This window comes from Micromonospora sp. WMMD975, assembly GCF_029581215.1.
GTDB lineage: Bacteria > Actinomycetota > Actinomycetes > Mycobacteriales > Micromonosporaceae > Micromonospora.
Genome location: NZ_CP120739.1, coordinates 3,625,693 through 3,642,973, shown reverse-complemented (window position 1 = coordinate 3,642,973; position 17,281 = coordinate 3,625,693). Strand labels below are relative to the sequence as shown.

Sequence of the window (17,281 nt, the reverse complement as noted above, 5' to 3'; positions counted from 1 at the left end):
CCGACGTGCCGAACCCGACCGAGGCGGCGCCGGACGCCGCACCCCCGGTGGGCACCACCCCGGCGCAGGACGCCACGCTGCTGGAGCGGGCGCTGTTCGAGATCAAACGGGTGATCGTCGGCCAGGACCGGATGGTCGAGCGGATGTTCGTCGCGTTGCTGGCCCGGGGGCACTGCCTGCTGGAGGGGGTGCCCGGGGTGGCCAAGACCCTCGCCGTGGAGACGCTCGCCCAGGTCGTCGGCGGTTCCTTCGCCCGGGTCCAGTTCACCCCGGACCTGGTGCCCGCCGACATCATGGGCACCCGGATCTACCGGCAGTCGAGCGAGAAGTTCGACGTCGAGCTGGGCCCGGTCTTCGTCAACTTCCTGCTCGCCGACGAGATCAACCGGGCCCCGGCCAAGGTGCAGTCGGCGCTGCTGGAGGTGATGAGCGAGCGGCAGGTCTCCATCGGCGGCGAGACCCACCGGGTGCCCGACCCGTTCCTGGTGATGGCCACCCAGAACCCGATCGAGCAGGAGGGCGTCTACCCGCTGCCGGAGGCGCAGCGGGACCGGTTCCTGATGAAGATCGTGGTGGGCTACCCGACCGACGCCGAGGAGCGGGAGATCGTCTACCGGATGGGCGTGGCCCCGCCCGCGCCCGTCCGGGTGTTCGACACCCCCGAGCTGATCGCGCTCCAGCGCAAGGCCGACCAGGTCTTCGTGCACAACGCGCTCGTCGACTACGCGGTCCGGCTGGTGCTCGCCACCCGCGCCCCGGCCGAGCACGGCATGCCCGACGTGGCCCAGCTCATCCAGTACGGCGCGAGCCCGCGCGCCTCGCTCGGCCTGGTCCGGGCCACCCGCGCGCTGGCGCTGCTGCGCGGCCGGGACTACGCGCTGCCGCAGGACGTGCAGGACATCGCGCCGGACATCCTGCGCCACCGGCTGGTGCTCAGCTATGACGCGCTCGCCGACGACGTGCCGGCCGACCACGTCGTGCACCGGGTGATGTCCACCATCCCGCTGCCCGCGGTCGCGCCCCGCCAGCAGGCCACCCCGCCACCACCCGCGGTGCCGCACAACGGATGGCCCGGGCAGCGGCCGTGACCCCGCCCACCCGGCTGCCGGCCACCGGTGACCGCTCGGGCGCCGCGCTGGCCCGGCTCCAGCTCATGGTCACCCGCAAGCTGGACGGGCTGCTCCAGGGCGACTATGCCGGCCTGCTGCCCGGCCCGGGCAGCGAGGCGGGGGAGTCCCGGGAATACCGCCCCGGCGACGACGTGCGCCGGATGGACTGGCCGGTGACCGCCCGCACCACGATGCCGCACGTGCGGCGTACGGTGGCCGACCGGGAGTTGGAGACGTGGCTGGCGGTCGACCTGTCGGCCAGCCTCGACTTCGGCACCGGACGGTGGCTCAAGCGGGACGTGGCGGTCGCCGCCGTGGCCGCGCTTGCCCACCTCACCGTGCGCGGCGGCAACCGGATCGGCGCGGTGGTCGGCACCGGCGCGACCGCCGGCGGGCCGGGGCGGCTGCTGCGGCTGCCCGCCCGCGCCGGCCGCAAGGAGGCACAGGGGCTGCTGCGGGCCGTCGCCGGCGCCGAGATCCGGCCCGGTCGCGGTGACCTCGGCGCGCTCGTGGACATGCTCAACCGGCCACCACGGCGGCGCGGCGTGGCGGTGGTGATCTCCGATTTCCTCTCGCCCCCGGCGCAGTGGGGCCGTCCGCTGCGTAAGCTGCGGGTCCGCCACGACGTGCTGGCCGTCGAGGTGGTCGACCCGCGAGAGTTGGAACTGCCCGACGTGGGGGTGTTGCCGGTGGTCGATCCGGAGAGCGGCGAGCTGCACGAGGTGCAGACCGCCGATCCGGGGCTGCGCCGCCGGTACGCCGAGGCGGCGACCGCCCAGCGTGGGGCGATCTCCGCCGAGCTGCGCGCCGCGGGCGCGGCCCACCTGCGCCTGCGTACCGACCGAGACTGGCTGCTGGACATGGTGCGTTTCGTCGCCGCGCAGCGGCACGCCCGCACCCGAGGGACGACCCGATGATTCGTTTTCTGCAACCGTGGTGGCTGCTGGCCGTGCTGCCGGTGCTCGCCCTCGCCGCCGCGTACGTCTGGCGGCAGCTGCACCGCCGGCGGTACGCCCTGCGCTTCACCAACGTCGACCTGCTGCGCACCGTCGCGCCCAAGGGGCTCGGCTGGCGCCGGCACGCGGCGGCGACCGCGTTCCTGCTCTGTTTGCTGGTGCTGGCCACCGGGCTGGCCCGGCCGGCGATCGACACCCGGGAGCCACTGGAACGGGCCACCGTGATGCTCGCCATCGACGTGTCACTGTCCATGCAGGCCGACGACGTGGCGCCGAACCGGCTGGAGGCGGCGCAGGAGGCGGCGAAGCAGTTCGTCGGCGAGTTGCCGGAGAGCTACAACCTGGGGCTGGTGTCGTTCGCCAAGTCGGCGAACGTGCTGGTGCCGCCGACCAAGGACCGGGGCGCGGTGACCACCGCCATCGACGGGTTGGTGCTGGCCGAGGCCACCGCCACCGGCGAGGCCGTGTTCACCTGCCTGGAAGCGATCCGGTCGGTGCCGGCCGACGGCGCCGCGGGCATCCCGCCGGCCCGGATCGTGCTGCTCTCCGACGGCTACCGCACCTCCGGCCGCTCGGTGGAGGAGGCGGCGGCGTCGGCGCAGGCGGCGAACGTGCCGGTCTCCACCATCGCGTTCGGCACCGACTCGGGTCAGGTGGACATCGGCGGCCAGCTCCAGCGGGTGCCGGTGGACCGCACCGCGTTGTCCCAGTTGGCGGAGACCACCCAGGGCTTCTTCTACGAGGCCGCCTCGGTGAACGAGCTGAAGCAGGTCTATCAGGACATGGGCAGCTCGATCGGCTACCGCACGGAACCGCGCGAGATCATCCAGTGGTACGCCGGGATCGCGTTGCTGCTGGCGCTCTGCGCGGGTGGGCTGAGTCTGCTCTGGACGTCGCGCCTGATCTGAGCCGGGCCGGGCCGGTGGCGGTCAGTGACCGCCACCGGCCAGCACGAACAGGACCGCCACCCAGACGGCGGCGAGGGTGAATCCCAGCGGTGCGGCGTAACGGCTCATGGTTGTGCTCCGTGGCGACGGTCGGCCCGGTGAGGCGGGCCGCGAGGGGGGACGCGGGAAAGACGCACACGAAGTCGTGACCGGGTGCTCCGCCGCGCGGCAGGGCCACCCCCGGCGGTGGTCGCCGGGGAGCGGATGCGGTGCGGAGGGCGGGAAGCGGGTCAGCCGCGTCGACCGAGCCGTGGCTCAGCGGGGCTGACGGTGGGCCCGGCCACGACTGGGAGGATCGCTATCTCGCACAGCGATCACCTCCTGCGGTCGGCGGGGCCCGGAACGCGGGCGCAGACCGGCCCGCAGACGCGATCATCGTACACCGGGGACGGACGTGCCGCGCGCGCGGCCGACCGGTCGACGGTGGCCCTGGTCGACGGGGGCGGCGGGCCCGGGCGGGTTAGCGCTTACCTGTCGGTAACCCCTAGGCTCCGACCGACTGGGAGATCGGCTGAGCAGAGGGGGACCCGTGGCCCGTACCGTGCTGGTGACCGGCGGAAACCGGGGGATCGGCCTGTCCATCGCGCTGGCCTTCGCCAAGCAGGGCGACCGGGTGGCGGTGACCCATCGCGGCGGGGACGCGCCGGAGGGGCTGTTCGGGGTGCGGTGCGACGTGACCGACGCGGAGTCGGTGGACGCCGCGTTCGCCACCGTGGAGGCCGAGCTGGGCCCGGTCGAGGTGCTCGTCGCCAACGCCGGCATCACCGACGACACGCTGCTCATGCGGATGTCCGACGAACAGTTCACCCGGGTGCTCGACACCAACCTGACCGGCTCGTTCCGGGTCGCCAAGCGGGCGTCGACGAAGATGCTGCGGGCGAAGTGGGGCCGAATGATCTTCATCTCGTCGGTGATCGGCCTCTACGGCGGCGCCGGCCAGGTCAACTACGCCGCGAGCAAGGCCGGACTTGTCGGCGTGGCCCGCTCGATCACCCGTGAGCTGGGCGGGCGCAACATCACCGCGAACGTGGTCGCGCCCGGCTTCATCGACACCGACATGACCGCGGCGCTGCCCGAGGAACGCCGCACCGCATACCGCAAGGCCATCCCGGCCGGCCGGTTCGCCGAGCCGGAGGAGGTGGCCGCGGTCGTCACCTGGCTCGCCTCGGACGCCGCCGGCTACATCACCGGCGCCGTCATCCCGGTCGACGGCGGTCTCGGCATGGGCCACTGATCACGAGCACGGAGGAACTGCGCAATGTCCGGACTTCTCGCCGGTAAGCGGCTGCTGGTCACCGGTGTCATCACCGACGCCTCGATCGCGTTCTCCGTGGCGAAGCTCGCCCAGGAGAACGGCGCCCAGGTCGTGCTGACCGGCTACGGCCGCCTCTCCCTGGTGGAGCGGATCGCCAAGCGGCTGCCCGAGCCGGCGCCCGTGATCGAGCTGGACGTCAGCAACGACGAGCACCTGGCCGGCCTGGCCGACCGGGTCCGCGAGCACGTCGACGGGCTGGACGGGGTGGTGCACTCGATCGGGTTCGCCCCGCAGAGCTGCCTCGGCGGCGGCTTCCTCGACGCACCGTGGGCGGACGTGGCGACCGCGTTGCAGGTGTCCACGTACTCGTACAAGTCCCTGGCCATGGCGGCGCTGCCGCTGATGTCCGCGGGCGGCGCCGTGGTCGGCCTCACGTTCGACGCCACCAAGGCGTGGCCGGTCTACGACTGGATGGGCGTGGCGAAGGCCGGGCTGGAGTCCGCCTCCCGCTATCTCGCGTTGCACCTGGGCAAGCAGGGGATCCGCAGCAACCTGGTGGCCGCCGGCCCGCTGCGCACCATCGCGGCCAAGTCCATCCCCGGCTTCGACCAGTTCGAGGACGCCTGGACCGAACGCGCCCCGCTGGGCTGGAACCTCACCGACTCCGAGCCGGCGGCCCGGGCCTGCCTGGCGCTGCTGTCCGACTGGTTCCCGGCCACCACCGGCGAGATCGTCCACGTCGACGGCGGCTACCACGCCATCGGCGCCTGAGATGTAAGGCGGGGCCCCTTCTTAACGTTTCCGGTATAGGAAGGGGCCCCGCTTAACACCCGGCAGCGGAGGCGTTACCGCGCTGAGCAGGGGGCGTCGCACGGGCGTCACGGCGGGCGGGGAAGAATAGAGGCCATGGCGTACGACGCGTTGGTGCTGGTCTCGTTCGGTGGCCCGGAGCGGCCCGAGGACGTGCTCCCCTTCCTCCAGAACGTGACCCGGGGCCGGGGCGTGCCGCCGGAGCGGCTGGCCGAGGTCGCGGAGCACTACCTGCACTTCGGCGGCGTGTCCCCGATCAACAGGCAGTGCCGCGACCTGCTCGCGGCGATCCGCGACGACTTCGCCGCCAACGGCGTCGACCTGCCGGTCTACTGGGGCAACCGCAACTGGGACCCGATGCTCGCCGACACGGTGGCACGGATGCGCGACGACGGGATCACCCGGGCGCTGGCGTTCGTCACCAGCGCGTACGGCGGCTACTCCTCCTGCCGGCAATACCAGGAGGACATCGCCACCGCCCGGGCCGCGGTCGGTCCGGACGCGCCGTCGATCGAGAAGCTGCGTCAGTTCTGGGACCACCCCGGCTTCGTCGAGCCGCACGTCGACGCGGTCCGTAGCGCGCTGGCCCAGCTCGACCCGGCCCGGCGGGACACCACCCGGCTGGTCTTCACCGCGCACTCGATCCCGGCCTCGGCCGCCGCCACCGCCGGCCCGCACGGCGGCCGGTACACCGCCCAGCTCGAGGAGACCGCCCGGCTGGTCCACGCCGCCGCCGCTCCCGACCTGCCGTACGACCTGGTCTGGCAGAGCCGGTCCGGCCCACCGCAGGTGCCGTGGCTGGAGCCGGACATCAACGACCACCTGACCGACCTGGCCGCGCAGGGCGTGACCGGCGTGGTGGTGAGCCCGATCGGCTTCGTCTCCGACCACCTGGAGGTGGTGTGGGACCTGGACACCGAGGCCCTGGAGACGGCGAAGCAGCTCGGCCTGGACTTCGTCCGCGCCGGCACCCCGGGCACCGACCCGCGGTTCGTCGCGATGGTCCGCGAGCTGGTGCGGGAGCGCATCGCGCCGGACGGGGAGCGACTGCGCCGCCGGCTCGGCGAGCTGCCGGCCTGGGACACCTGCCCGGCGCTGTGCTGCGTACCCCCGGCTCGCCGGCCCTGAGTCCGACCGACCACCGACATCCCAGGGACGGACACGATGCATGACCGCAAGCCGGTGCAGAGCTGGCTCACCGACATGGACGGCGTGCTGGTGCACGAGGGGCAGCCGGTGCCCGGCGCGCCGGAGTTCGTCAAGAGGCTGCGCGCCTCGGGCAAGCCGTTCCTGGTGCTGACGAACAACTCCATCTACACCCCGCGTGACCTTCAGGCCCGGCTGGCCCGGATGGGGCTGGACGTGCCGGAGGAGGCGATCTGGTCGTCCGCGCTGGCCACCGCCCAGTTCCTGGCCGACCAGCGGCCGGGCGGGACCGCGTACGTGATCGGTGAGGCCGGCCTGACCACGGCGTTGCACGCGGTGGGATACGTGCTGAGCGACTTCGCCCCGGACTACGTGGTGCTGGGGGAGACCCGCACCTACAGCTTCGAGGCGATCACCAAGGCGATCCGGCTGATCGACGACGGCGCCCGGTTCATCTGCACCAACCCGGACGCCACCGGCCCCTCGGTGGAGGGCGCCCTGCCGGCGGCCGGCTCGGTGGCGGCGATGATCTCCAAGGCGACAGGCGTGGAACCCTACTTCGTCGGCAAGCCCAACCCGATGATGATGCGTTCCGCGTTGAACACCATCGACGCGCACTCGGAGTCGACCGCGATGATCGGCGACCGGATGGACACCGACATCCTCTGCGGGCTGGAGGCCGGGCTGGAGACGATCCTGGTGCTCACCGGGATCAGCAGCCGGGCCGAGGCCGAACGGTATCCGTACCGGCCGTCCCGGATCGTCGGCTCGGTGGCCGACCTGATCGACGAGGTCTGAGCCGGTCCGCCACGGCCACGGCGGTGAGTCGGTCCGCTACGGCCACGACGGTGAGTCGGTCCGCTACGGCCGCAGCGGCGCGTTGCAGGCGGCCACCAGGGCCTGCCGGCAGGCGGTGGTGAGCGGACGCAGCGCGGCGTCCCGCTGCTGCGCCTCGTAGGTGTTCACCGCGCCGCCCGGCGCGCTCTCGCCGGCCAGGGCGAGCACCCGGTCCAGCACGGCGGCGCGGGCGAACAGGCGGCGCGCCCGCGGGTCGAAGCCGGGGGGCAGGTCGGTGCCGCCGTCGGGGCGGCGCAGCGCGGCGAGCGCGCCGGCCAGCTCGGGTCGCCACTGAGCGACGTCCAGCCGGGTCAGCGCCGCGGTCGTCTCGGCCAGCGCGACGGCCAGCTCGGCCTCGGCCTCCGCCGCGCCCGGCGTGGTGAGGGACGCCTTCGGCGCGTCGGCCGGCAGTGGGTGGACCCGCCAGAGCACGGTTTCCCAGGTCATGCCCGAGCCCGAGGTGTGCGTGCGGACTTCGGGCACCAGCCCGAGCCCGCTGGCCACCACGGCCTCGCCGGCCACCAGCGCCGCCCCGGCGAACTCGCCGGGCCCGGGCAGCCCGCGCGGGTCGCCCGGTGCTGGCAGCACCAGGCGGATCTCGTCCGGCGAGTGCTTGGCCAGGCTGGGCAACGCCTCCCGCAGAGACACGTCGGTCCAAGTGCCGGGGGCGTCCGCGACGAGGTGCTCCTCGTCGCCGGCGATGGCGTCGGCGACCTCGTCGAACGGCACCAGGCCGGCGCGCCAGGCACGCACCCAGGCGACGAACCGGCTCGACCGGCGGGCAGCCAGCGTGGCCGCGCCCGTTGCGGGGGAGGACATGCGGAAAGGGTACGTGGTGGCCGCCGCCGCTGTCTCGGCTGCCGCTCCAGTGGCGTGGCCTGCCCCCAACTACCCCCTTCGCACCGTTTCGTGGCGACGGATGTGGGCTCGCCTGGCGCGTCGGCGAGCGACACGCCGGGTGCGGTGGCTAGCGTGGCCGCCATGGTTGGGCGATACGACGGGGACGTGCTGGCGGGCGACTGGCGACGGCGGAAGGCGACCCCCGAGGTCGACGCCGAGCCCGACCTGGTGGTCGAGGACGCCGACTCCGGGTTCTGCGGCGCGGTGGTCGGGTTCGACTCCGGCGCCGTGGTGCTTGAGGACCGGCACGGGCGGCGGCGCAACTTCCCGCTGCTGCCCGCCGCGTTCCTGCTCGACGGCCGGCCGGTCACGCTGCGCCGCCCGGTCCGCGCCCCGGCCCCCGCCGCCCGCCGCCGCACCGCGTCGGGCTCGATCGCCGTGCACGACGTACGCGCGCAGGTCGCCAAGGCCAGCCGGATCTGGGTGGAGGGCGTGCACGACGCCGCGCTGGTCGAGCGGATCTGGGGCGACGACCTGCGGATCGAGGGCGTGGTGGTGGAGCCGTTGGACGGCATCGACGCGCTCGCCGCCGAGGTGCGCGCGTTCGCCCCCGCCCCGGGCCGGCGGCTCGGCGTGCTCGTCGACCACCTGGTCCCCGGCTCGAAGGAGAGCCGGATCGTGGCCCAGGTGACCTCGCCGCACGTGCTGGTCACCGGGCACCCCTACGTGGACGTGTGGCAGGCGGTGCGGCCGTCGGCGCTTGGCATCGCGGCGTGGCCGGTGGTGCCGCCCGGACGCCCGTGGAAGGAGGGCGTCTGCGCCGCGCTCGGGGTGGCCGAGCCGGCGGACATGTGGCGGCACATCCTGTCCCGGGTGGACAGTTTCGCCGACGTGGAGACGCCGTTGATCAACGCCATGGAGCGGTTGATCGATTTCGTCACCTCGCCGTAGTGGTTTGGTTGCTGTCGGGGGTGGTTGCGGTCAGGGCCGGGGGCGACCGTGCCCGGCTCCGGGCGGTCAGGCTTGATCCCTGCGCCGGGCACGGTCGCCCCCGGCCCGTCGGGTGCCGGGTTCGCGGCTCGGTTCCGGCCGCGGTGCGGTGGAGCTGTCGGGGCGCTACGGGTTCGGTGGCGTGGATCGGTCAGAGGTGTGAGTCATCGGTGTCATCAAGTTTGTAGGCCCGGAGACGCGGTCCTTCGTCCCGGCGGGTCGGCGCGGCACGTCGGCGCGCCAGCCCGTAGCTCGGCCCGTGGCTCGGCCGGTGGGGCGGGGGGTGGACGGCGCGAGGGGTCAGGGGGCCTGGTCGGGGGTGCGGGTGAGGAGGAAGGTGGCGATGTCCAGCGCGACGGCCGCGCCGGCGGAGTCGCGGACGACGGTGAGGATCTCGCCGTCCTGCGGACCGGACCGGCCCCGCCAGCGGTCCGGCCCGTCCGGGGCGAAGCGGTGCGCCGGCCGTCCCACCTGCCCGCCGACGAGGTGGCCGGCGGGGTCGGCGCGGAACTCGTACTCCCCGCCCATGAACCACCAGCGACCGGTCAGTTCGGCCAGGTCGGCGGCGGGTGGGTCGGCCGGTCGCCACGGCGCGGGGGCGGCCGGCTCGGCGTCAAGCACCCGGGTGAGCACGTCGCGGGCCAGCCCGGAGATGTGGTGGCCGCCGCGCAGCCCGTACGAGTTGGCGAAGTCCACCACCGCGGTCCGGGTGGGGCGGTGCACGACCAGGCCGGCGACGTAGCCGGGCATCGAGCCGCCGTGGCCGACGTACACCCGGTCGCCGACCCGGTAGAGCTCGATGCCGAGGCCGTGCCCGCCGGTCCACGAGTCCAGGTCGTTGATCACCACCGGCGCGCACATCGCGGTGAGCGTCGCCGGGTCGAGCAGCGCCGGGTCCGGGTCGGCGAGGAACGCCGCCCAGCGGGCCAGGTCCTCGACTGTCGACCAGAGCTGCCCGGCGGGCGCCATCGCCCCGGTCTCGGTCAGCGGCTCCGACCGCAACGTCTCGTGCCAGGGATGGACGACGAAGCCCCGGGCGAACGGCTCGCCCGGGCCGAAGGTGGTGCGGCGCATGCCGAGCGGCGTCAGCAGCCGGTCGGTCAGCAGCTCGATCCAGGGCGTGCCGGTGATCCGCTCCAGCGCGGCGCCGAGCAGCCCGTACGCCAGGTTGGAGTAGTGGTAGACGTGGTGCGGCGGGTAGGCGATCTTGTCCGGGGTCAGCCCGGCGAGCAGGGCGTCCAGGTCCATGCCCGCCGCGCGTTCCCACCACCCGCCGTCCGGCTCGCGTTGCAGGCCGCTGGCGTGCCCGAGCAGTTGGCGGACGGTGAGCGCGCCGACCGGGGTGCCGGGCAGGTGCCGGTCGAGCGGGTCGTCGAGGGCCAGTCGCCCGGCGTCGCGTTGCTGCATCACCAGCACCGCGGTCATGGTCTTGGTGATCGAGCCGATCCGGTACTGGAGGTCGCCGTCGGGCCGGGGCTGCTCGCCGGCGACCGCCAGGTGCGCCAGGGCGCCGTCGCGGACCACGCCGAGGGCCAGCGAGGGTCCGCGTCCCTCCGCCTGGGCGCGGGCGACCAGCAGGTCCACCTGGCGTGCGGTCTCCGGCAGTAGCGCCATCTCGTCCTCCTCGTCGCCGTACGGTGAAATCGAGCCTAGCGATCATGACAGTTCGATGACACGTGACAGGACGTGTCACGATTGGTCACGTGGACGCCGTGTTCTGGATCGTTCTGGGTGTGGTATTGGCCGTCGCCGAGATCTTCACGACGACGCTGTTCCTGATCATGTTCGGGGTCGGGGCGTTCGCCGCCGCGGGTGCCGCGGCGCTCGGCGCGCCGGTGGCGCTCCAAGCGGTGATCTTCGCGGTGGTGTCGGCGCTCTCCCTGGCGCTGGCCCGGCCGGTGATCCGCCGGAACACCCGGTCGGCGCTGGAGAGCGGTGAGCAGCCGTTCGGCGTCGAGGCGATCGAGGGGGCCACCGCGGTGGTCCTGGAGCCGGTGGACGCCGAGCACGGCATGGTCAAGATCGATGGTGAGCTGTGGACGGCCCGGTCGTTCGACGCGACCCAGCGCTATGCGGCGGGCGAGCGGGTGCAGGTGATAAAGGTCCGGGGCGCGACCGCTCTGGTCTGGCAGGACGACATTTCCGCCCCGGGCGAGCTGCCCGAAGCGAGAGGGTGAACCATATGGAGTTTGCAGCGATCCTCCTGATCGCCGTGGCGGTGATCGTCGTGGTGACACTGGCCAAGGCGGTGCGGATCGTGCCGCAGCAGCGCCAGGACGTGGTGGAGCGGCTGGGTAAGTACAAGCGCACCTTGAACCCCGGGCTCAACCTGCTGGTGCCGTTCGTCGACGCGGTGCGCACCAAGGTCGACCTGCGGGAGCAGGTGGTCAGCTTCCCGCCCCAGCCGGTGATCACCTCGGACAACCTGGTCGTCTCGATCGACACGGTGCTCTACTTCAAGGTGGTCGACTCGGTCCGGGCCACCTACGAGATCTCCAACTTCCTCCAGGCGATCGAGCAGCTCACCGTCACGACGTTGCGTAACGTGATCGGCTCGCTGGATCTGGAACGCGCGTTGACCAGCCGCGAGGAGATCAACAGGCACCTGTCCGGCGTGCTGGACGAGACGACCGGACGGTGGGGCATCAAGGTGACCCGGGTCGAGATCAAGGCGATCGAGCCGCCGCCGAGCATCCGCGACTCGATGGAGAAGCAGATGCGCGCCGAGCGGGACCGCCGTGCCGCGATCCTCAACGCCGAGGGGCACAAGCAGTCGCAGATCCTCACCGCCGAAGGTGAGAAGCAGGCCGCGGTGCTGCGCGCCGACGGTGACCGGCAGGCCCGGATCCTCCAGGCGGAGGGCCAGGCCAAGGCCATCCGCACCGTCTTCGACGCGATCCACACCGCCAACCCGAGCCAGAAGGTGCTTGCCTACCAATACCTCCAGGCGCTGCCGCAGATCGCCAACGGCACGGCCAACAAGGTGTGGATCGTCCCGACCGAACTGACCCGGGCCCTGGAGGGCATGGGCGGCGCGCTGGGCGGGCTGGCGAACATGGTCGGCGACCAGCCGTCGCCGGAGGCCGCCAGGACCGCCACCGAGGTCGAGCGGGAGGCCGCCGAGGCGGCCCAGGCCGCGGCCGTCGCGGCGCAGGAGATCCACGACGAGGTACGGGTGGCCGAGGCGCAGGCCACCGGCGGCAACACGCCGCAGGGCCTGCCGGCGCCGGAGCCGGTGTCCCCGGAGACGCTGCTCACCGACCCGGCGGACCAGCGCGAGCGGGGCTGACCAGCAAATCCGAGAATTGCTCATCCGGCGCCCCGGCGCCTGCCACCATCGGTCTGAAGGACGGTGGTGAGCAGGGCCGGGGCGCCGTCGCGTGGCCCGGGCCGCCCCTGAGGCGAGCGAGGTGACGCATGAAGGAACCGGCGAACCGGCTCTTCTCCCGGACCCCGGTCCCCGGCGCGCACGACCCGGGCGGACCGCTCGGCTCCCGGCGTACCGGCGGGGGTTTCGTGGTCCTGCCGTTCGTCTCCGAGCCGGGGCCGGGCGCGCCGGCCACGGACGCGACCTGGGCTTGGTCGGTCCGCCGGTTCGCCCGCGCGGCGGTGTGGCTGCTGCCGGCGTACGCGGTCCTCTACGGCGTGGTGGCGATGGCCAGCGACGGCGGGGTGGGCAACGACCCGTACCCGGCCGACGGCCAGCCGCTCTACCTGGTCGGCTGGGTGGCGTCGATCTGGCTCGGCCTGCTCGCGTTGCTCGCGCTCACCGGCCTGCTCGCGGCCACCCGCTGCCGGCGGGTGGCGCTGGCCGGGCTGCTCGCCAGCATCGGCGGGATGGTGCTGATGCTGCCGTTCGCCGGGCTGGCCGAGCAGACGCCGGTGTTCGGGCTGACCGCGCGCGGCATCGTGCTGTTCGGGGCGACCTGCTACAGCGTGGGCTGGTTCCTCACCGGGTGGTCGGTGGGCCGGTCGGGCATGTTCTCCTACGGCGACGGGATCATGCTGATGATCGCCGCGCCGCTGCTCGGCCTGGGCGGGGCGTTGATCGGGTCGTTGCAGACGTTCGGCGCGATCTTCGTGCTGGTCGCCGGCATCGGCATCGGCTACCGCAGCGGTCGCCTCGTGCCCGAGACCATCGCCCGGGACGCGGCGAGCGCCAGCGTCGCCACGCCCGCCGGGCCGTCCGGCGGTGCGACTCCCGGTGCCGGCGGCGGTCCGCTCGCCGCCGGCTGACCGGAGGTCCCTACCGCCAGTTCCATCTCTGGTTGTCGGCCGTTCCGCACGTCCAGAGCAGGATCTTCGTGCCGTTCGCGGTGGCCGCCCCGGACGCGTCGACGCACAGGCCGGACTGCGCGCCCCGGATCGTCCCGTCGGAGTTGACGTTCCACTGCTGGTTGGCCTGACCGTTGCAGTCCCAGATGACCACTCTGGTGCCGTTCGTGGTGCCGGCGTTGTACGCGTCGAGGCACTTGTTGCCGTAGATCATGAGCTGCCGGCCGGCGGTGTACGTCCAGGTCTGGTTGCTCGCGCCGGTGCAGTCCCACAGTTGGGCCTGGGTGCCGTTGGTGGTGGCGAAGTTGTTGATGTCCAGGCACCGGCCGGACTGCCGGCCGACGAGCGAACCCGTGCGGGCGCCGCCGCCGGGGTTCTCGGTGCCGGTGACGACGAGCAGGACGGCCTCGCGGGCGGGGACGCTCGCGGTGTAGCTGGTCGTGCGGGCGCCCAGGTCGGTGGCGCTCCACACGTTGCGCACGGTCGCGCTGGCGCCCAGCCCGAGGTCGGCGAAGCGGGTCGTGATGTTCGCCGTCGAGCCGGTGCGGTTGAGCAGCATCACCGCCCGCCGGCCGCCGGTGGCGAGCACCTTGCTGTAGACCTGGAGCCCGGCGGCGTCCTCGGCGACCTTGACGCCCTGGCGGCCCAGCGGGTCCTGGTCGATGGCGACGACCTCCGGGTTGCCGAGGATGGCCCGGGTCTCCGCGGACATGGTGGTGAGGTTGTTGCCGGCGAGCAGTGGGGCGCCGGAGATCGCCCACAGGCTCAGATGGGTGCGGTTCTGCGCCGCGCTGAACCCGGGCATGCCGGCGACGAGCATGTCCGGGTCGTTGTAGTGGCCGACGCTCTGCGCGGCGGGGTGCTGCGCGGAGTCGAAGTTCGCCAGCACGCGGTCCATGGACGGCTGCTGGCCGTAGTAGATGATGTCGCCGCTGGTGCGCCACATGGTGGACATGCCGGGTGCCCAGTCCCACGGGCTCTGCACGCCCCAGTTGCAGACCGACAGCACCATCGGCCGGCCGGTCTGCGCGGTGGCGCGGGCGATCGAGTCGCTGATGGCCTGGTAGGCGGTGCGGGGGTTGAGCCCCTCGGCGGAGCCGCCGCACCAGTCGACCTTGACGAAGTCGAAGCCCCACCGGGAGAACGCCAGGAAGTCCTGGTCGTAGTGGCCCTCGCTGCCCGAGCCGGGCGCCGCCGGCCGGCCGGTCGGGTAGTAGTAGCCGCAGCCGTCGCGGCCGGCGTCGGTGTAGATGCCCGCCTTCAGGCCCTTGCTGTGGATGTAGTCCGCGATGGCGCTCATCCCGCCGGGCCACTCGGCGGTGTCCACGGTGATGTTGCCGGCGGCGTCCCGGGTGCCCTGCCACCAGCCCTCGTCGATGTTGACGTACTCGTAGCCGGCGGCGGCCAGGCCGCTGGACACGAGGCTGTCGACCTGCGCCTTGATCACGTTGTAGTTGATCTTCGCGGCGAACGTGTTCCACGACGCCCACCCCATCGGTGGCCGGCTCACCACCGGCTCGGGTGTCACGGCTGCCGCCTCGGTCGCCGCCTCGGTCGCGGTCGCCTCCGCCGTGGCCGCCCCGGCCGGCGTCGGCGCCACCGCCGTCGCGGCCAGGGCGAGGGCCACGGCCGCCACGACCCGCTCGATCGGACCTCTCATCGGACGTTCCTTCCGGTTCGGGGTGGGTTGGGGGAGCGTGGTTATTGTTAGCGTTAACATAGTTGTGTGTCAATCATGTTGCGTCCGTCACGCGCGCGAACGGACAGGCGGGACACGCGGGGTGATCGGGCGCCAGGCAGCCGCGGTTACCGGTGAATTTGCTGACAACCCGACGCCGAGGGTGGTCGGAACGCCGCTTTCGCGGCAATCCTGGAGTCCATGCCGTCTTCCCGGTCGCCGCTCGCGCGGCTCCTCACCGTGCTGCTCGCGGGCCTGCTCGCCGGGCTCGTCCTCGCGCTCGCCGCGCTCCCGACCGGCCTGCTCGGCGGATTCGTCGTCAAGGCGGGCCTCGGCGCGTACGCGGAGCTGCCCGACGCGCTGCGGACCCCGGTGCAGCCGCAGCGCTCCTACCTCTACGCCAACGACGGCACGACGCTGCTCACCACGTTCTACGACGTCAATCGCACCGACGTGCCGCTGGCCGAGATCGCCCCGGTGATGCGCCAGGCGATCGTCTCGGCCGAGGACCGGCGGTTCTACTCCCACGGCGGCGCCGACCTGCGCGGCATCGCCCGCGCCCTGGTGGCCAACGTGAAGGGCGGCGGAACCGAGCAGGGCGGCTCCACGCTGACCATGCAGTACGTCCGCAACGTGCTCAAGACCGACCCGAACCGGACCGCCGAGGAACGGCAGGCCGCCACCGAGCAGACCGTTGGGCGCAAGCTCCAGGAGATCCGGTACGCGAACGCGCTGGAGCAGTCGCTGTCCAAGGACGAGATCCTCAACCGCTACCTCAACATCGCGTACTTCGGGTCCGGCGCGTACGGGGTCGCCGCCGCCAGCCAGCGCTACTTCGGCACGGCCCCGGCCGACCTGACCCTGGGCGAGGCGGCGCTGCTCGCCGGCCTGGTCCAGTCGCCCGACGAGTACAGCCCGATCGACGGCGACAAGAACAAGGCGCTCGCCCGCCGGGCGTACGTGCTCGACTCGATGGCCGAGACCGGCGCGATCACCGCGCGGCAGGCCGCGGCGGCCAAGGCCGAACCGCTCACGTTGCACCCGACCGCCCAGCCCAACGGCTGCACCGCGACCGCGCAGGGCCACGACGACTGGGGCTTCTTCTGCGACTACCTGCGCCAGTGGTGGCTCACCCAGCCGGCCTTCGGCGACACCCCGCAGGAACGCGAGCAGGCGCTGCGCCGCGGCGGCTACCGGGTGGTCACCACGCTCGACCCGAAGATCCAGCAGACCGCGCAGGCGCAGGCCACCAAGGTCTACGGGTACGACGACAAGCGCGCGCTGCCGATCGCGGCGGTCGAGCCCGGCACCGGCCGGGTGCTCGCCATGGCGGTCAACCGGCACTACAGCCTGGCCGACAACCCCGGCGGGCAGGGCAACCACCCGAACACGGTCAACCCGTTGATCTCCGGCGGCGCCAGCGTCGACGGCTACCAGGCCGGCTCCACGTTCAAGCTGTTCACCATGCTGGCCGCGCTGGAGGCGGGCAAGCCCCTCGCCACCGGCTTCGACGCGCCGGCCAAGCTGCCCACCCGCTACGCCTCCGACGACGAGGGCAACTGCGACGGCACGTGGTGCCCGGGCAACGCCAACCCCGAGTGGATGGACGGCTACCGGATGATGTGGGACGGCTTCGGCCGCTCCGTCAACACGTACTTCGTGTGGCTGGCCGAGCAGGTCGGCGAGGACAAGGTGGTGGAGATGGCGCAGCGCCTCGGCATCACGTTCCGGGCCGACTCGGACGCCGCGTTCGCCCGCGACGACGCCGCCAACTGGGGGGCGTTCACCCTCGGCGTGGCCGCCACCACCCCGCTCGACCTGGCGAACGCGTACGCGACGGTGGCCGCCGAGGGCACATACTGCTCGCCGTTGCCGGTGGCCTCGGTCACCGGGTCCGACGGCGCGACGGTCGACGTCGGGCAGCCGGACTGCAAGCGGGTGCTGGAGCCGGACGTGGCCCGGGCGGCCACCGACGCGGCCCGCTGCCCGGTGGGCCAGCAGTCGGCGTACGGGCAGTGCAACGGCGGCACCGCCACCGGCGTCGACGGGATCGTCGGTCGGCCGGTGGCCGGCAAGACGGGCAGCTCGGAGCGGAACGCCACCGAGACGTTCGTCGGGTTCACCCCGCAGGTCGCCGTCGCCGGCATCGCGGCCAACCCGGACGACGCGGCCGACCTGGTCGGCTCCGCGGTGCAGACGAAGGTGATCGACGCGGTGGCCCGGGTGATCAAGACGGCGGTCACCGGCAAGCCGGTGCAGGACTTCACCGCGCCGAGCCGCGACCTGGCCGGCACCCCCCAGCGCCCACAGCCGCGCCCGCAACCCGAGCAACCCACCCCGCCCCGCGACGACAACCGCAACCTCCCGTCCGACCTCCTCCGCTGGCTCCAGGGCCGGGGATAAGGAGGGGCCCCCGCTTAACGCTTTCGGTATAGGCG

The 17,281-nt window shown here is 73.0% G+C and carries 15 protein-coding genes; 12 read left to right on the top strand and 3 right to left on the bottom strand.

Annotated elements, in window-relative coordinates; translation table 11 throughout:
* Nucleotides 1-5: 5 nt before the first annotated feature.
* From O7613_RS15645 to O7613_RS15615, 7 genes are all read left to right on the top strand, one after another.
* The gene (locus O7613_RS15645) at nt 6-1,088 is read left to right on the top strand and encodes a MoxR family ATPase (RefSeq protein ID WP_282294549.1); all 1,083 of its coding nucleotides are present in this window, start codon (nt 6-8) and stop codon (nt 1,086-1,088) included.
* The gene (locus tag O7613_RS15640; protein ID WP_281587668.1) at nt 1,067-2,026 is read left to right on the top strand and encodes a DUF58 domain-containing protein; all 960 of its coding nucleotides are present in this window, start codon (nt 1,067-1,069) and stop codon (nt 2,024-2,026) included. The genes O7613_RS15645 and O7613_RS15640 overlap by 22 nt, the downstream gene beginning before the upstream one ends.
* Nucleotides 2,023-2,973, top strand: a complete 951-nt coding sequence (locus tag O7613_RS15635) for a VWA domain-containing protein (RefSeq protein WP_282289152.1) — start codon at nt 2,023-2,025, stop codon at nt 2,971-2,973. The genes O7613_RS15640 and O7613_RS15635 overlap by 4 nt, the downstream gene beginning before the upstream one ends.
* 568 nt (nt 2,974-3,541) lie before the next feature.
* Entirely contained in the window at nt 3,542-4,246 is a 705-nt protein-coding gene (locus O7613_RS15630; protein ID WP_281587670.1) for a beta-ketoacyl-ACP reductase, read from the top strand.
* A 24-nt stretch (nt 4,247-4,270) separates the two neighbouring features.
* Nucleotides 4,271-5,038, top strand: coding sequence for an enoyl-ACP reductase FabI (gene fabI, locus O7613_RS15625; RefSeq protein WP_281587671.1), 768 nt, complete (start codon nt 4,271-4,273; stop codon nt 5,036-5,038).
* 135 nt (nt 5,039-5,173) lie between these two features.
* On the top strand, nt 5,174-6,205 hold the full coding sequence (locus O7613_RS15620) for a ferrochelatase (protein ID WP_282289151.1): 1,032 nt from the start codon (nt 5,174-5,176) through the stop codon (nt 6,203-6,205).
* 36 nt (nt 6,206-6,241) lie between these two features.
* Nucleotides 6,242-7,021 (top strand): HAD-IIA family hydrolase, encoded by a 780-nt coding sequence (locus O7613_RS15615; RefSeq protein ID WP_281587674.1) that lies wholly within the window; start codon nt 6,242-6,244, stop codon nt 7,019-7,021.
* A 63-nt stretch (nt 7,022-7,084) separates the two neighbouring features.
* On the opposite strand, the gene O7613_RS15610 is transcribed toward O7613_RS15615, so the two are convergent.
* Nucleotides 7,085-7,879 (bottom strand): hypothetical protein, encoded by a 795-nt coding sequence (locus O7613_RS15610; protein ID WP_281587676.1) that lies wholly within the window; start codon nt 7,877-7,879, stop codon nt 7,085-7,087.
* Between the two features lie 162 nt (nt 7,880-8,041).
* Here O7613_RS15610 and O7613_RS15605 point away from each other — a divergent pair, with 162 nt between their 5' ends.
* A complete protein-coding gene (locus tag O7613_RS15605; RefSeq protein WP_282289150.1) occupies nt 8,042-8,851 on the top strand; it encodes a DUF3097 domain-containing protein in 810 nt (269 codons plus the stop codon).
* 339 nt (nt 8,852-9,190) lie between these two features.
* Here O7613_RS15605 and O7613_RS15600 read toward each other — a convergent pair whose 3' ends face one another.
* The gene (locus O7613_RS15600) at nt 9,191-10,504 is read right to left on the bottom strand and encodes a serine hydrolase domain-containing protein (protein ID WP_282289149.1); all 1,314 of its coding nucleotides are present in this window, start codon (nt 10,502-10,504) and stop codon (nt 9,191-9,193) included.
* Between the two features lie 89 nt (nt 10,505-10,593).
* Between O7613_RS15600 and O7613_RS15595 the strand changes: the two genes are divergently transcribed.
* The 3 genes from O7613_RS15595 (at nt 10,594) to O7613_RS15585 (ending at nt 13,126) form a co-directional block, all read left to right on the top strand.
* Entirely contained in the window at nt 10,594-11,067 is a 474-nt protein-coding gene (locus tag O7613_RS15595; protein ID WP_281587679.1) for an NfeD family protein, read from the top strand.
* A 5-nt stretch (nt 11,068-11,072) separates the two neighbouring features.
* Complete coding sequence (locus O7613_RS15590; RefSeq protein WP_282289148.1) at nt 11,073-12,179, top strand: SPFH domain-containing protein; 1,107 nt, start codon at nt 11,073-11,075, stop codon at nt 12,177-12,179.
* A gap of 128 nt (nt 12,180-12,307) precedes the next feature.
* The gene (locus O7613_RS15585) at nt 12,308-13,126 is read left to right on the top strand and encodes a hypothetical protein (RefSeq protein WP_282289147.1); all 819 of its coding nucleotides are present in this window, start codon (nt 12,308-12,310) and stop codon (nt 13,124-13,126) included.
* A 10-nt stretch (nt 13,127-13,136) separates the two neighbouring features.
* On the opposite strand, the gene O7613_RS15580 is transcribed toward O7613_RS15585, so the two are convergent.
* On the bottom strand, nt 13,137-14,825 hold the full coding sequence (locus tag O7613_RS15580) for a ricin-type beta-trefoil lectin domain protein (RefSeq protein WP_281587683.1): 1,689 nt from the start codon (nt 14,823-14,825) through the stop codon (nt 13,137-13,139).
* A 219-nt stretch (nt 14,826-15,044) separates the two neighbouring features.
* On the opposite strand from O7613_RS15580, the gene O7613_RS15575 reads away from it, so the two are divergent.
* Nucleotides 15,045-17,246: a transglycosylase domain-containing protein gene (locus tag O7613_RS15575; RefSeq protein WP_282289146.1), complete on the top strand. Its 2,202-nt coding sequence runs from the start codon at nt 15,045-15,047 to the stop codon at nt 17,244-17,246.
* Nucleotides 17,247-17,281 lie beyond the last annotated feature (35 nt).

Bases quoted from the DNA above. Each gene is read 5' to 3' on its own strand.
- O7613_RS15605 (WP_282289150.1), top strand. From the start codon at position 8,042: ATGGTTGGGCGATACGACGGGGACGTGCTGGCGGGCGACTGGCGACGG.
- O7613_RS15585 (WP_282289147.1), top strand. From the start codon at position 12,308: ATGAAGGAACCGGCGAACCGGCTCTTCTCCCGGACCCCGGTCCCCGGC.
- O7613_RS15640 (WP_281587668.1), top strand. From the start codon at position 1,067: ATGGCCCGGGCAGCGGCCGTGACCCCGCCCACCCGGCTGCCGGCCACC.
- O7613_RS15575 (WP_282289146.1), top strand. From the start codon at position 15,045: ATGCCGTCTTCCCGGTCGCCGCTCGCGCGGCTCCTCACCGTGCTGCTC.
- O7613_RS15610 (WP_281587676.1), bottom strand. From the start codon at position 7,879: ATGTCCTCCCCCGCAACGGGCGCGGCCACGCTGGCTGCCCGCCGGTCG.
- fabI (WP_281587671.1), top strand. From the start codon at position 4,271: ATGTCCGGACTTCTCGCCGGTAAGCGGCTGCTGGTCACCGGTGTCATC.
- O7613_RS15600 (WP_282289149.1), bottom strand. From the start codon at position 10,504: ATGGCGCTACTGCCGGAGACCGCACGCCAGGTGGACCTGCTGGTCGCC.
- O7613_RS15620 (WP_282289151.1), top strand. From the start codon at position 5,174: ATGGCGTACGACGCGTTGGTGCTGGTCTCGTTCGGTGGCCCGGAGCGG.
- O7613_RS15615 (WP_281587674.1), top strand. From the start codon at position 6,242: ATGCATGACCGCAAGCCGGTGCAGAGCTGGCTCACCGACATGGACGGC.
- O7613_RS15590 (WP_282289148.1), top strand. From the start codon at position 11,073: ATGGAGTTTGCAGCGATCCTCCTGATCGCCGTGGCGGTGATCGTCGTG.
- O7613_RS15635 (WP_282289152.1), top strand. From the start codon at position 2,023: ATGATTCGTTTTCTGCAACCGTGGTGGCTGCTGGCCGTGCTGCCGGTG.
- O7613_RS15580 (WP_281587683.1), bottom strand. From the start codon at position 14,825: ATGAGAGGTCCGATCGAGCGGGTCGTGGCGGCCGTGGCCCTCGCCCTG.